This window comes from Marinomonas posidonica (assembly GCF_043643765.1).
Lineage (GTDB): Bacteria > Pseudomonadota > Gammaproteobacteria > Pseudomonadales > Marinomonadaceae > Marinomonas > Marinomonas posidonica_A.
On sequence record NZ_JBHZSP010000015.1, the window covers coordinates 17345 to 29860 of the forward strand.

General features: G+C 43.1%; 17 protein-coding genes. 9 read left to right on the forward strand and 8 right to left on the reverse strand.

Translation table 11 applies throughout. From position 1 onward, the window contains the following. Positions 1-74 precede the first annotated feature (74 nt). The gene (gene sstT / locus ACHUFM_RS15910; RefSeq protein ID WP_394183424.1) at positions 75-1295 is read right to left on the reverse strand and encodes a serine/threonine transporter SstT; all 1221 of its coding nucleotides are present in this window, start codon (positions 1293-1295) and stop codon (positions 75-77) included. A 230-nt stretch (positions 1296-1525) separates the two neighbouring features. Here sstT and ACHUFM_RS15915 point away from each other — a divergent pair, with 230 nt between their 5' ends. Both ACHUFM_RS15915 and ACHUFM_RS15920 read left to right on the forward strand, forming a co-directional pair. Further along, positions 1526-2164 (forward strand): NAD(P)H-dependent oxidoreductase, encoded by a 639-nt coding sequence (locus ACHUFM_RS15915; protein WP_394183426.1) that lies wholly within the window; start codon positions 1526-1528, stop codon positions 2162-2164. A 180-nt stretch (positions 2165-2344) separates the two neighbouring features. Further along, a complete protein-coding gene (locus ACHUFM_RS15920; RefSeq protein ID WP_394183428.1) occupies positions 2345-2884 on the forward strand; it encodes a DUF3750 domain-containing protein in 540 nt (179 codons plus the stop codon). Positions 2885-2929: 45 nt separating this feature from the next. Here ACHUFM_RS15920 and ACHUFM_RS15925 read toward each other — a convergent pair whose 3' ends face one another. Continuing rightward, a complete protein-coding gene (locus tag ACHUFM_RS15925) occupies positions 2930-3190 on the reverse strand; it encodes a YheV family putative zinc ribbon protein (protein ID WP_113872972.1) in 261 nt (86 codons plus the stop codon). A 64-nt stretch (positions 3191-3254) separates the two neighbouring features. Next, a complete protein-coding gene (gene prlC / locus ACHUFM_RS15930) occupies positions 3255-5282 on the reverse strand; it encodes an oligopeptidase A (RefSeq protein WP_394183429.1) in 2028 nt (675 codons plus the stop codon). A gap of 188 nt (positions 5283-5470) precedes the next feature. On the opposite strand from prlC, the gene ACHUFM_RS15935 reads away from it, so the two are divergent. The 7 genes from ACHUFM_RS15935 (at position 5471) to ACHUFM_RS15965 (ending at position 9443) form a co-directional block, all read left to right on the forward strand. Beyond that, a complete protein-coding gene (locus tag ACHUFM_RS15935; protein ID WP_394183431.1) occupies positions 5471-6019 on the forward strand; it encodes a gamma carbonic anhydrase family protein in 549 nt (182 codons plus the stop codon). A 75-nt stretch (positions 6020-6094) separates the two neighbouring features. After that, positions 6095-6730 carry an RNA polymerase factor sigma-70 gene (locus tag ACHUFM_RS15940; protein ID WP_394183433.1) on the forward strand — a complete coding sequence of 212 codons (636 nt, stop codon included), beginning with the start codon at positions 6095-6097 and terminating at the stop codon, positions 6728-6730. Then, positions 6727-6921 carry a zf-HC2 domain-containing protein gene (locus tag ACHUFM_RS15945; RefSeq protein WP_063334433.1) on the forward strand — a complete coding sequence of 65 codons (195 nt, stop codon included), beginning with the start codon at positions 6727-6729 and terminating at the stop codon, positions 6919-6921. The genes ACHUFM_RS15940 and ACHUFM_RS15945 overlap by 4 nt, the downstream gene beginning before the upstream one ends. A 99-nt stretch (positions 6922-7020) precedes the next feature. Beyond that, on the forward strand, positions 7021-7296 hold the full coding sequence (locus ACHUFM_RS15950; protein WP_113872977.1) for a BufA1 family periplasmic bufferin-type metallophore: 276 nt from the start codon (positions 7021-7023) through the stop codon (positions 7294-7296). A gap of 15 nt (positions 7297-7311) precedes the next feature. Beyond that, positions 7312-8217: an MNIO family bufferin maturase gene (gene bufB, locus ACHUFM_RS15955; RefSeq protein ID WP_394183436.1), complete on the forward strand. Its 906-nt coding sequence runs from the start codon at positions 7312-7314 to the stop codon at positions 8215-8217. Beyond that, positions 8210-8959, forward strand: a complete 750-nt coding sequence (locus ACHUFM_RS15960) for a DNA-binding domain-containing protein (protein WP_394183437.1) — start codon at positions 8210-8212, stop codon at positions 8957-8959. The genes bufB and ACHUFM_RS15960 overlap by 8 nt, the downstream gene beginning before the upstream one ends. A 13-nt stretch (positions 8960-8972) precedes the next feature. After that, positions 8973-9443, forward strand: coding sequence for a DoxX family protein (locus ACHUFM_RS15965; protein ID WP_394183439.1), 471 nt, complete (start codon positions 8973-8975; stop codon positions 9441-9443). 23 nt (positions 9444-9466) lie between these two features. Here the strand turns inward: ACHUFM_RS15965 and ACHUFM_RS15970 are convergent, their stop codons facing one another. The 5 genes from ACHUFM_RS15970 to ACHUFM_RS15990 all read right to left on the reverse strand — a co-directional run bounded on the left by ACHUFM_RS15970 (position 9467) and on the right by ACHUFM_RS15990 (position 12502). Then, the gene (locus ACHUFM_RS15970) at positions 9467-10066 is read right to left on the reverse strand and encodes a biliverdin-producing heme oxygenase (protein ID WP_394183441.1); all 600 of its coding nucleotides are present in this window, start codon (positions 10064-10066) and stop codon (positions 9467-9469) included. An 86-nt stretch (positions 10067-10152) separates the two neighbouring features. Then, positions 10153-10536 (reverse strand): YbaN family protein, encoded by a 384-nt coding sequence (locus ACHUFM_RS15975; RefSeq protein WP_394183443.1) that lies wholly within the window; start codon positions 10534-10536, stop codon positions 10153-10155. A 48-nt stretch (positions 10537-10584) separates the two neighbouring features. After that, positions 10585-11154, reverse strand: a complete 570-nt coding sequence (locus ACHUFM_RS15980; protein WP_394183444.1) for a TadE/TadG family type IV pilus assembly protein — start codon at positions 11152-11154, stop codon at positions 10585-10587. Beyond that, entirely contained in the window at positions 11151-11642 is a 492-nt protein-coding gene (locus tag ACHUFM_RS15985) for a pilus assembly protein (RefSeq protein WP_394183445.1), read from the reverse strand. Before ACHUFM_RS15985 ends, ACHUFM_RS15980 begins: the two co-directional genes overlap by 4 nt. Beyond that, positions 11642-12502, reverse strand: coding sequence for a tetratricopeptide repeat protein (locus tag ACHUFM_RS15990; RefSeq protein ID WP_394183447.1), 861 nt, complete (start codon positions 12500-12502; stop codon positions 11642-11644). Before ACHUFM_RS15990 ends, ACHUFM_RS15985 begins: the two co-directional genes overlap by 1 nt. Positions 12503-12516 lie beyond the last annotated feature (14 nt).

The window sequence follows — 12516 nt, forward strand, 5'->3', positions numbered from 1 at the left end:
TAAAGACTAAGCAGAGCACATCCTACCGCACAAAAAAAGGGAGCTCATGCTCCCTTCGTCAACATCCTGAGAATTTACGCTTTATCTTCAGATAAACACGCTGCGGCCGTGAACAAGGCATCGGTAGAACTGTTCAAAGCGGTTTCCGCCGAATCTTGTAATACACCAATAACAAAGCCAACCGCCACCACTTGCATGGCCACTTCATTTGAAATGTTAAATAAGCTACAAGCTAACGGAATCAGCAATAGAGAACCACCTGCGACACCAGACGCACCACATGCAGAAACCGCGGCAATGATACTAAGCAAGAATGCCGTACCGAAATCCACCGAAATCTCCAAGGTATTCACTGCCGCTAAGGTCAATACAGTAATCGTAATGGCTGCCCCCGCCATGTTGATGGTGGCACCAAGAGGAATCGAGACAGAATAGGTGTCTTCGTCCAGATCAAGACGCTTACAAAGAGACATGTTCACAGGAATGTTGGCCGCTGAACTGCGCGTGAAAAACGCCGTTATGCCACTCTCTTTTAAACACTTAAAGACTAATGGGTAAGGGTTGCGACGTAGTTTCCAAAACACCAATAATGGATTGGTTACCAAAGCAATGAATACCATCGCACCGACTAACACGGTCAATAAATGACTGTAACCCAACAAAGCATCAAAGCCCGTTTCGGCAATGGTATTGGCGACCAGACCAAAAATACCAAATGGCGCTAAGCGGATAATAACATTAACCAGTTTAGTAACACTGTCGGCGACTTCCTGTAGAAATTGTTTACTTGAGTCTGAGGCGTTACGTAATCCGAAGCCTAAGCCAATCGCCCAAGCCAGAATCCCCACATAGTTCCCTTGCATTAACGCATTGATGGGGTTGTCCACAACATTGAAGACCAAGGTTTGTAATACCTCGCCCAAACCTTGAGGTGCCGCTCGGCTCATGTCTGATGCAGAAAGTAATAACTGAGTTGGGAACAAAAAGCTGAACACGACCGCAGTCAGGGAAGCGACAAACGTGCCCAACACATAGAGAAACAATACAGGACGAATATGAGTATGTTGCGACTGTTTATGATTCGCAATGGCTGCCATCACTAAGATAAACACCAGAATTGGCGCAATGGCTTTCAGCGCTTTGACAAAAAAGTCACCCAACAATTTGCTTGATAGAGCCAGATCGGGAGCAAACTGCCCAACCAGCACTCCACACACTATACCAACCGCAATTTGCAGTACCAAATTACCACTAAAGAAACGCTTCGCCAGCGTTGAAAATACATCAAATATCATCTGAGGGAGGTCCACTGAATTTTTGAAGTGGGCACCTTACTGTATCGTGACGATAAAATGAACCATTTTAGGGCGTTTTGTCATAAAAATTGAGCAATGGCAAGAAATGCCACAGCATCTGCTTTAGCCTATTCGTGACTTCCTCACTTTGTCCATAAAGAACATATTGAACTCCTTCTAGAGAAGACCCATATTGATAGAATCAATAATATTTCCACTAAGGACTTCTCATGTCAGATTTGCTAGACAAATTGAACTGGCGCTATGCGACCAAAAAAATGGACCCAAGCAAAGCGGTTGAACAAGAAAAAATCAATCGCATTTTGGAAGCCATCCGCCTTACTGCTACCTCAAGCGGCCTTCAACCTTACGAAGTCATTGTGGTGACGAATAAAGCGTTGCGTGAGCAAATTGTGCCACATGCCTGGAACCAAACACAGATTACCGACGGTTCTCACTTGCTAGTATTCGCTGCATGGGACAATTACACTGAAGAACGTATCAATACTATGTTTGATCTAGTTAATGACGAGCGCGGTTTCAAAAACGAAGGCTGGGAAAATTACCGCCAAATGTTGTTGAGCACTTACCCGCCTCGTGATGCCGAAACTAACTATCAACATGCCGCACGCCAAGCTTATATTGGCCTAGGTACGGCTTTAATCGCGGCCGCAGAAGAAGGAGTTGATAGCACACCAATGGAAGGGTTCGATCCAGCTAAGGTTGACGAAATTCTTGGTCTGACAGAACGAGGGTTGCGCTCTGTGATCTTGTTACCTTTAGGTTACCGTGCAGACGAAGGTGATTGGCTTAAAGATTTGAAAAAAGTACGTCGTGCCAAGCAAGACTTCATCACTGAGATGAACTAATTATTACTTCATACGTAATAACAATGTTTTATAATGAAGCGAATGTTACGCAACGCCGACCAATGAGTCGGCGTTTTTATTTTTGATACAAATAGCACTCATCAATAAGGTTCCACGGAACTCTTTCCAAATGAAAGACTCTATTTCCAGTAACAAAAAACGCATACTAAGGAGATCATTATGATGAAGCGATTTGGCTTATTGATGTTAGCCAGCCTAATCAGTGCCTGTTCTAGTGATGGCTGGCGTACAGCAAGCCGAGAGCCTGCTGGCATTGCGCCTTCTCCAGAAGTGCAAAAAGACGCTGTTATAGAAGTCTATGCGGCCGATGCATACAGTTGGCGAGGTTGGTTTGCCGTGCACACTTGGATTGCCACCAAAGAACAAAATGCTGATCGTTATAAGGTATATGAAGTGGTCGGTTGGCGACTCAATCGAGGCTTACCTGCGCTCACGGAATACCAAACGCCGACACCGGACCGTTATTGGTTTGGCGCCAAACCAGAAAAACTCTTATCCATACAAGGTGAACAAGCTCAAACGCTTATTCCACAAATAGCGCAAGCCGTGAATGCTTACCCTTGGAAAAATGAATACAAGGTGTTTCCTGGGCCAAACAGCAATACTTTTCCTGCTTGGATTGCTCAGCAAGTACCTGAGCTTGGACTCAAACTGCCCTTTAGCGCCATCGGCAGTGGTTATGTGGACAATACCCCATAAAAAATGGACTCATTAGAGTCCATTTTTTGTGTACTGCCTCGCTGATTAGTGTTTGGTGTCACCCGGATTAGGGATGAAATTAATCACCATTTCTTCCGCTTGTGGCGCACTGGCGTGAGGTTGATTAACGCGAGTTGCCAATTCAGGGGCTTGCGCCTGTACATTGGTCGACTGCTCATCTTGATAGCCACAAGCCACACATTCTCTGTGCTGCTTCTCTGCATCATCATCACGCCAAGCGCGGATCTTGTCCATCTCATTGCAACGAGGGCAAACCGCGCCAGCAATAAAGCGTTTTACTGTCATTTTGATTCCTCATCAAAGCCACCGAAGTGAACGCTTGGGCGGCTTAATGCTGCCTTGTTTTAGATTATGCGGCGATACCACTGTGTCTTAACAAAGCATCGGTGCTTGGTTCACGACCACGGAAAGCGGCAAATAATTCTGCAGCCGGTCGCGAACCACCATTCGCCAATATGGTATCACGGAAGTGCGCGCCCGTATCTTGGTTAAAAATGCCATCTTCTTCAAATTTCGAAAACGCATCCGCTGACAAAACTTCGGCCCACTTGTAGCTGTAGTAGCCCGCAGCATAACCACCCGCAAAGATATGCGAGAAACTGTTCTGGAAGCGGTTAAATTCAGGCGGAATGACCACAGCGACCGCATCACGAACTTGATCTAATATTGACTGAACCGATACACCGGCCTGATATTCTTTGTGCAATTTGAAATCAAACAATGAAAATTCCAACTGACGTACCATTTGCATGGCTGATTGGAAATTTTTCGCCGCCAGCATTTTATCTAACAAATCCTGTGGCAAAGGTTCACCAGTTTCGTGATGACCAGCAATGTAGGCCAGAGCTTCTGGTTCATAACACCAATTTTCCATAAACTGACTAGGTAACTCTACCGCATCCCACGCTACGCCATTAATACCCGATACGGCCGATTCTTCGACTTGGGTCAGCATGTGATGCAAACCGTGACCAAACTCATGGAACAAGGTGGTCACCTCGTCATGGGTTAACAAGGCCGCTTGTTCACCGATTGGTGGCGTAAAGTTACACACTAAGTAGGCAACCGGTAATTGCAAACGTGCATCGCTCAAACGGCGACGAGTTCGACAAGCGTCCATCCAAGCGCCACCGCGTTTGCCTTCACGAGCATACGGATCTAAGTAAAAGCGCGCGATGTCTGTGCCTTCTTTGCTAATGGTAAAAAGTTTGACGTCTTGGTGATAACGGTCAAATTCTTGCTCTTCACGAATGTCTACCGCGAATAAAGTTTGTGCCACGTGAAACAATCCAGACAAGACTTTGTTCATTGGGAAGTAAGGGCGCAACGCTTCTTGGGAAATGCTGTACTTATGCTGACGCAGCTTTTCCGCGTAATACATCATGTCCCAAGCGTTTAACGTCGCTACACCATTCTCTTCTTTAGCAAAGGCTTGTAGGTTAGCCAAATCTTGCTCTGCAGCAGGTTTAGACTTTTCAGCCAAGTCTTCCAAAAAGTCGATCACTTGCTGACCATTGTCTGCCATCTTAGTCGCCACCGACAATTCTGCGTAGTTTTCAAAGCCTAAGATTTCCGCCATCTCGTGACGCAAAGCCAGAATCTCATCGATCAATGGTGCGTTATCGAAGCTTGCATCCGCTTGATCCGACGCACGAGTGGCAAAGGCTCGGTACATTTCCTCGCGCAAAGCCGCATTGTCTGAATAACTCATCACAGGTAAGTAAGAAGGGAAGTCCAAGGTAAACAACCAGCCATCTTGCTCTTTTGCCTGTGCCATTTGTTTGGCTTGCGCTAAAGCTGACTCTGGTAGCCCGGCTAACTCTGCTTCGTCAGTAATCAACTTACTCCAAGCTTGCGTAGCATCTAATACGTTTTCACTGAACTGACTGCTTAGCTCAGACAAACGCTGGCTGATTTCACCATAGCGTTGCTTCGCTTCGCCTTCTAGCCCCACACCAGACAGCTCAAAATCTCGCACGGCTTGTTTTAACGTCTCTTGTTGAGCGACGGATAAATTTACCGCATCTGGGCTTTCTGCTAAGGATTTATAAGCTTGATAAAGCGCTTTGTTTTGACCCAATTCTGTGTAGTACTGAGTCAATTTAGGTAGGCAAGCATTATAGACCGCTCGCAATTCAGGGGTATTTTGCACCGCATTCAAATGGCTGATCGGTGACCAAAAATTGTTCAAATCGTCATCCAACTGATCCAAAGGCAATACTAGGCTTTCCCAGCTCGGGTTTTGGTTCGCTTTCACACAAGCATCAATTTGTTCTTTATTGCGCACTAAAATCGCGTCTAGATCGGTTTCTATACGAGATACTTCCACGCCAGAGAAGTTCGGCAAACTCGTCGCATCCCACACGGATTGAGACATATCATGGTATCCTTTTGACAATGTAATTAGGCCTTCGACTGAGGGAACACATCCTCTCTTCAGCGATAAGGTACAAATAAAACTAATGCTTAATAAGATAGGTAGTCTTTTGCTTTTTTCAATGCATAGAAGACGATTGCCTTAATAGTTACCTTGATTATGCAGTTTATGTACGTAGGAGTGAGCAAATGGTGATGAAATCTTTTCGTGGCAATACGCCACAATTAGGTGAGCGAGTTTGGGTTGATGACAACGCCGTGGTGATTGGTGATGTGATTATTGGCGATGACAGTTCAATTTGGCCTTTGGTGGCCATCCGAGGGGATATGCACCGTATTCGTATTGGTAAGCGCACCAGCATTCAGGATAACTCATGCCTGCATATCACCCACGCCAGCACTTATAAACCCGAAGGTCACCCGCTGACCATTGGTGATGACGTCACCGTTGGCCATATGGCTATGTTGCATGGCTGTACCATTGGCAGTCGAGTCTTGGTTGGCATGGGCACCACGATTCTGGATGGCGCCATTATTGAAGATGAAGTCATTATTGGCGCAGGTTCTCTAGTACCACCGGGGAAGGTCTTGGAGTCTGGATTTATGTATATGGGCTCACCGGTGAAACAAATTCGTCCTCTTAAGGTCAAAGAAATTGAGTACTTTCAATACGCTGGCCTAAACTACGTTAAATTAAAAGACGAATACTTGGCCGAAGCGAAACAAGCTGCAAAATAAAGCGTTTGATAAATCTGCTAAACTTGTAAGAAATGTGAATTAACCACGTCTAATAGCTACGGAAAAGAGGTTGAAATGATTGAGGCAAACCCTTCGTTAAGTGCATCTGAGGCGCCAAATGCGGCCTTGTTTTATGATCAGGAGTTCATGGAAGCTCTACGAAGCCAAATGGTGAAATTCGCTACATTACAGGTTCAAGATGCCCAGTTAGCAGAGGATGCAGTGCAAGAAGCTATGTTATCTGCGTATCAAAATATCGACAAATTTGGTCGTCAGGCCGCATTAAAGACTTGGGTATTTTCCATTCTTAAAAACAAGCTCATTGACTTATTACGGAAGGAAAAACGTACCACAGTCGCCAGCCAGCTGGAAAACGGACCAAATTTACACGGTGATGCCCTAATGGATCATTTATTCAAAGAGAATGGTCACTGGCAAAAAAGTGAGCGTCCACAGAAATGGGATGACCCTGATCATGGCGTGGAAAACGAACATTTCTGGCGAGTTTTTGATGCTTGTCTGACGGCTTTGCCAGAAAAGTACGGTCGATTCTTTATGATGCGCGAATTCTTAGAAATGGCCACACCAGAAATTTGTCACAACGAAGACATCAGTGTCTCCAGTCTCAATGTCACCTTATACCGTGCCCGTTTGCGCTTGCGTGAATGTTTAGAAGATAACTGGTATCAGGCAAAGGAGTCTGGATCATGATGAATTGCAAAGAGGCCACACAACTCTTGTCCGAAAAGCTCGACCGCCCCTTAGACACTAAAGAAAAAGTCATGTTAGGGGTTCATACCGCCATGTGCTCATCTTGCAAACAGTTCGGCAGACAGATGGAAGACATTCGCAGCCTCGCCAAACAATACTCAAAAGGCAAACAAACAGAAGAAAAAAAATAATTTTGTGTTTCGAGTGTAAGAAATAAAAAGCCGTCTACGTCAAAACACTGTAACCCAAAGACATGTGTCTTTTTAAAAACAAACTATGAGGCTCTAACAATGAAAAATTCAACTGCTACTTTATCCGTTGCTCTAGGTACTGCCATTGCGTTATCTGCTGTAGCGATGCCAGCTCAGGCGGCTAGCAAAGAAAAATGCTACGGCGTGGCATTAGCAGGTCAGAATGACTGTGCAGCTGGTCCAGGTACATCTTGTGCAGGTACTTCAAAAACAGATTACCAATCAAATGCCTGGAAACTAGTACCAGCAGGCACTTGTAATGATATGGAATCAAAAACCTCCCCAACAGGCCATGGTCAATTGAAAGCGTTTTAAACGACACGACTGAAGATGACCAATTCTTTGTTAAACGAGACTCAAGCAAAGCAAGAAGAGCCATGTTCAACTTCTTGTTTTGCGTCTCACTCTGGCGTCAGTCTCAAGCCGGTCTATTATCAGACGATTTTAGAGCATCGACCAGCCACGGGATTTTTTGAAATTCATGCGGAAAACTATCTTAGCCAAGGTGGCCCTGCTGCCTATTTTCTCCGCCAAATTCGCCAAGAATACGACATGACAATCCACGGCGTTGGTTTGTCGATTGGTGGTGAAAATCCCCTCGATATTGAGCATCTAAACAAAGTCGCACAGCTCGTTGAGGAGATTCAACCGGCTTATTTTTCTGAACACCTAGCTTGGTCGACTCATGACCAACACTTTTATAACGATTTACTGCCCATTCGTTATGATAAAGACAGTTTAGATCGAGTTTGTCAGCACATAGACCAAGTTCAGACTCAAATGAAGCAACCGATTTTAATAGAAAACCCGTCAACCTATTTGACGTTTGCTGACAGCGACTTCAGCGAAACGGATTTCATTAGAGAAATGGTAAAACGCACTGGCTGTGGTCTATTACTAGACATTAATAATGTCGAAGTATCGTGTTTTAATCAGGGCAAAAAAGCGATCGATTATCTTGAAAATTTCCCATTAGAAGCCGTGAAGCAGATTCATTTGGCTGGTCATACATTGGATGACAATCCTGTCGTTGCTTTAAAAATAGACAGTCATGATGAAGCGGTTAGCCAAGACGTTTGGTCCTTGTATCAATATACCTTACAACGACTCGGTGATTGCCCAACCCTAATCGAGCGAGACGATAATTTACCCGAATTGGTGGAATTGATCGCCGAAGCAGAATTTGCGGATCGCATTCGACAAGCGGTTAAACGGGGAGGGTTGGTGAATGCATAATGATTTTATCCACGCCTTATTATCGCAGGATTTGAACCAGCTTCATCCTAAACTCAAAGGTGAATCGGCGGAAAACGCCGTGCGCTTTCGAGTCTATCAAAATAATCTCGTCGTATCTTTGCAAGATGCCTTGGCGGATATTTTCCCCATCACGCAAAAACTCGTTGGTGAGACTTTTTTTCGCGCCATGGCTCGGGAGTTTTTGCTTCAGCAGCCCCCAACATCGCCGATTATCAGCGAGTATGGCGCGAATTTTTCAGATTTTATTAGGCAATTTGAGCCAGCTCAAAGTGTCGGCTTTTTACCGGACGTAGCTAGCTTAGAATATCAATTGCTGCAACTGACTCATGCAGCCGAGATAGAGACATTAGATCACCAATCGATTTCGACAACCTTTGAAAAGACACAAGACCCAAGCCAACTCTTGCTTGAGCTCACACCAAACTGTCAGCTTTTGCATGCCCCGTTCGCGGTTGGTTCTTTAATAATTGCGAATCAACAGGATGTCTCAAGTAGTCTCATCGACATTAATGAAAGTGAGTACATACTTCTCCACAAAAGCTTTTTGTACGCTAAGCTTAGTATCATCTCATTTGATCAAGCCTGTTTTATCAAGGCCTTACAAGAAGGCATAACGTTAGCAAACGCCATTCCGGAGTCAGACGATTTTGACCTTGGTGGCAGCCTAGCCAAACTCATTGAATGGAAGCTCATTCGTAATATTGCTCTGAAGACTGACTAAGAGAAACCACGCTATGCTATCGAGATTATTTAACATGGTTGAAACGACCTTTAAAAACATCCCAGAGTCTTTGATTTTATTCATCGCGCGCTTTTCCTTGGCGGCGGTCTTCTGGTTATCGGCCCAAACAAAAATAGATGGCTTTGCCATTAACTTTATCACCATGCAATTTCAACTCGGATGGCCGCAGATTACCGATACAACCTATTTCTTATTCGAGCATGAATACGCTTTGCCATTGTTACCGCCGGTCTTTGCGGCGATAACAGCAACCCTAGCGGAACACGTGCTCGCCGTGTTGGTTCTGATCGGCTTCCTAACCCGTTATGCGGCACTCGGGTTGGCTTTGATGACCTTGGTGATTCAACTCTTTGTGTATCCAGATGCCTATGCCACACATGGTACTTGGCTCGCTATTGCCATGCTGCTAATGAATCGTGGAGCAGGTGCATTTTCTCTCGATTACTTTATAGAAAAAAGTTAAACAATTGAAAGTTACATCGCCCACTAGCTAGCGGAAAGTCCTGTCATTTTTAGAGCTTTCTTATAAAAATCAAAGGCATCTATCGCACCTTTAATTGCCGCACTTTGTTGGCTTTCGGTTAGAGTTAGAGCATCTAGCTGAGCCACGAACTTACGCCAATGTGGCGCACGTCCATCCGAATGAGCTGCCAGATGTCTTGCGCCACGATCTGCATCAAAATTAAGCTTTTGTGTTTCTTTATATAGGAAAGCCGCGCCGATATTAGAGCCTTCGCTGCAATATAACCAACCAATTGCTTCGTACATATCTTCTACTTTCGCCAATACTGAAGAATCAACTTCTGGTTTCATACCTAGATCCATCAAATCTAATTCCACGGCAGACAAACGAGGTAAGTCAGCTAGTCCAGGAAACAGTTCTTGTAGCTCATTACGGTGATATAGAGGAGCAACTGTACAATGAAAAATATGCTGAAGTTTTAAGAACTTGGCATAATTAGTTTCATTTTCAAAAGGTTTTGAAGACATCACCATTTTATCAACGCCATCATGGTCTGTACGAGTTGAAGCTTTCAAATTCTTAGCAAAAGATATGGCTTCTTTCGTATTTTCTACTGTTTCCATTTATAAATACCTCAATTATAAAAAACATCAAACAGATGATATAAATCTGCATCCTGCACATCAACAATAGAATTATTAAGAAAAAATCATATTGATTTAACTTTTTCAGGACGCGACCATATCCATAAAAAACCTATCAGCATCCCACCCAAAGAAAATATCAAAAAAAATTCATTCACATCATGATAGATAATAATAGAAGCACAAAAAACCATACTGCCTGTTGATATTAATTTACTTTTCCTTGAGATCACCTTGCCATTATTCCAATTATATAAAATCTGGCCAGTATATTTATTAGAATGTAAAAAAGAATTAATTCTTGGAGAGCCTTTAGCAGAAGCCCAAGCACAAAGTAAAATAAATTCAGCAGCCGGAATCCCAGGCAAGAGGATACCAACAAAAGCCATAACCAAACTTAGGACGGCTATAATTTGATAAATTAGGTTTCTTCCTTTTTTAATAATCATTACATAACTATCCTAACTAACATTTCACCACGATGTTTGTGCCAACTATTAATACTCCTTTTCATCATCAACACCCACTTCCTTGGAAAGCGTTTCATCTAGCTCTACTGAATGATGAACCATGCGATTTACTGCGATAGATTCCACTAATTTATCACCCAATAAACCACTATTCATCGTTAAATCAGTGGTCATTCTACATAATTGAACAACAACAAAAGACTGACTTTTGACGTCTTCATCTTCCTCAGGGATTTCGCCAATATACTTACCCCCTTGATAGTTTTCCGTGCAAATATCCTCTAATTCGCCTCTATAGATAGGTCTCCAGTCCATCGAACGATCTAAATTCACCTTGGATACCACTAAGCTATAGTCACCTAGAACATCAGCTGGCAAAACTGAGTCAATTAAGTAATCAAAACTTTTTTGGTTGAGCTTTGACTGTTGGGATAATATTGAGGCAAGATTATGCGAAGACTGCTCAAAAAGACCTCGAATACGATTAATACTATACAAGTCAGCACTAATCAGTAGCACTCCAATTAAGAGGGGTAAAAACAACGCTATTTCAATTGCGGAACTGCCTCTATCTTGTTTGATAAATGGCACCATCATGAATCTGCGACTCCAATTAGATCCCCTAATATATATCGATACTCATGCTGAAAAGAGTCACCTAATCCGAACATAGAAGGTAATGGCGTCATAAATTTTTCCTTCAAAAAGATAGTGAAATTTAATATGGGAATTTTTTTAGAGTCTTTATCTTCTTCTTGTTCCCCAGCAAATTCATTCAAATTTGAAAAGGCTTGCAATTCTACTTCTATGTTCTCATCACCTAAAAAATCAAAAGAATATAACACTATATTCTCCGTGACAATTTCCTTTATTCTTTCTTCTCCAATCGAATAAAAACCTATATCAGATCGAAAGTTCTGCATTGCTTTTTCTAATGAAAAACTAGTAATAGAGACAATCAATGCTATTCTTGCCAGTTCGAAAAACATCATAATAATAAATAGTAAAACAGGAAAGCTTAATGCAACCTCAATCGAAACAACGGCATTTTTTCTCTTTATAAAATCAAGCAATGGCATCTTCATTAAACGTCATCCTTTAATGAAAGCGGTGTATTGGTTAAAGATAAAATCTCAGCCGCTACAGGTGAACCATTTTGAATACGTGTTCTAGCAGACACATAGCGTGATAGGATTTTTTCAGCTTTGTCGCGAGCGATTGAATTCACTAACAACTCCCTCGCCATGTCTTCCCTATCATACAAAACGTAAGCCAATGCCAGATTAAGACGAGTAGAAATATTCTCGCTATTACGTTTCGTTTTTAAGAGACTAATCGCCTTTTGATACTCTTGTGAGGCCATCCAAGACAAAGACAAATTGTTCACTACTAATTCATTGGACGGCGCGATATCTAGAGCCTGTTGAAACAAACTGCGAGCTTTATCTTTATTGCCATTCATACTGGCAATAACACCTAATCCATTAAGAGCTGGAACACTTCTAGCGTTTGCCTCTAATGCACAATTAAACTGTTCCGTAGCTTTCGTTAACTGCACCGTTCCAAGGTACGCTCTACCTAACCCACTACATATAGCTTGCTGCTGAGACTCAGTTACCTTTTCTCCCAACTCTTCTTTCGCTCTTTGATACAAGCCAATAACATCAGATCCAGGAATCACATAGGCTGCAATGCTCGCGTATTCCAATAAAAACGGCCCTTCAAGCTGCCCCTTTCCATCCATGGTGGCATAGACTTCATAAGCTGCGTTTAAACGACCATTATCTCGTAAAAGATGAGCAAGCTTTAATGCTTCATTCGCATCCTTGCCTTCAAGAGAAGCCTCATCAAATGAGGCATTGCCTGCCTGATAAACGTTTTTCCCAGCACAACCAACAAGCACAAAAACAAGGGATAACAAAACAAGGTAACGACTTTTTTTCACGTATTTCTACTCCA

Coding starts and splice junctions, on each gene's coding strand:
- sstT (WP_394183424.1), bottom strand. CDS start 1,295: ATGATATTTGATGTATTTTCAACGCTGGCGAAGCGTTTCTTTAGTGGT.
- ACHUFM_RS15915 (WP_394183426.1), top strand. CDS start 1,526: ATGTCAGATTTGCTAGACAAATTGAACTGGCGCTATGCGACCAAAAAA.
- ACHUFM_RS15920 (WP_394183428.1), top strand. CDS start 2,345: ATGATGAAGCGATTTGGCTTATTGATGTTAGCCAGCCTAATCAGTGCC.
- ACHUFM_RS15925 (WP_113872972.1), bottom strand. CDS start 3,190: ATGACAGTAAAACGCTTTATTGCTGGCGCGGTTTGCCCTCGTTGCAAT.
- prlC (WP_394183429.1), bottom strand. CDS start 5,282: ATGTCTCAATCCGTGTGGGATGCGACGAGTTTGCCGAACTTCTCTGGC.
- ACHUFM_RS15935 (WP_394183431.1), top strand. CDS start 5,471: ATGGTGATGAAATCTTTTCGTGGCAATACGCCACAATTAGGTGAGCGA.
- ACHUFM_RS15940 (WP_394183433.1), top strand. CDS start 6,095: ATGATTGAGGCAAACCCTTCGTTAAGTGCATCTGAGGCGCCAAATGCG.
- ACHUFM_RS15945 (WP_063334433.1), top strand. CDS start 6,727: ATGATGAATTGCAAAGAGGCCACACAACTCTTGTCCGAAAAGCTCGAC.
- ACHUFM_RS15950 (WP_113872977.1), top strand. CDS start 7,021: ATGAAAAATTCAACTGCTACTTTATCCGTTGCTCTAGGTACTGCCATT.
- bufB (WP_394183436.1), top strand. CDS start 7,312: ATGACCAATTCTTTGTTAAACGAGACTCAAGCAAAGCAAGAAGAGCCA.
- ACHUFM_RS15960 (WP_394183437.1), top strand. CDS start 8,210: ATGCATAATGATTTTATCCACGCCTTATTATCGCAGGATTTGAACCAG.
- ACHUFM_RS15965 (WP_394183439.1), top strand. CDS start 8,973: ATGCTATCGAGATTATTTAACATGGTTGAAACGACCTTTAAAAACATC.
- ACHUFM_RS15970 (WP_394183441.1), bottom strand. CDS start 10,066: ATGGAAACAGTAGAAAATACGAAAGAAGCCATATCTTTTGCTAAGAAT.
- ACHUFM_RS15975 (WP_394183443.1), bottom strand. CDS start 10,536: ATGATTATTAAAAAAGGAAGAAACCTAATTTATCAAATTATAGCCGTC.
- ACHUFM_RS15980 (WP_394183444.1), bottom strand. CDS start 11,154: ATGATGGTGCCATTTATCAAACAAGATAGAGGCAGTTCCGCAATTGAA.
- ACHUFM_RS15985 (WP_394183445.1), bottom strand. CDS start 11,642: ATGAAGATGCCATTGCTTGATTTTATAAAGAGAAAAAATGCCGTTGTT.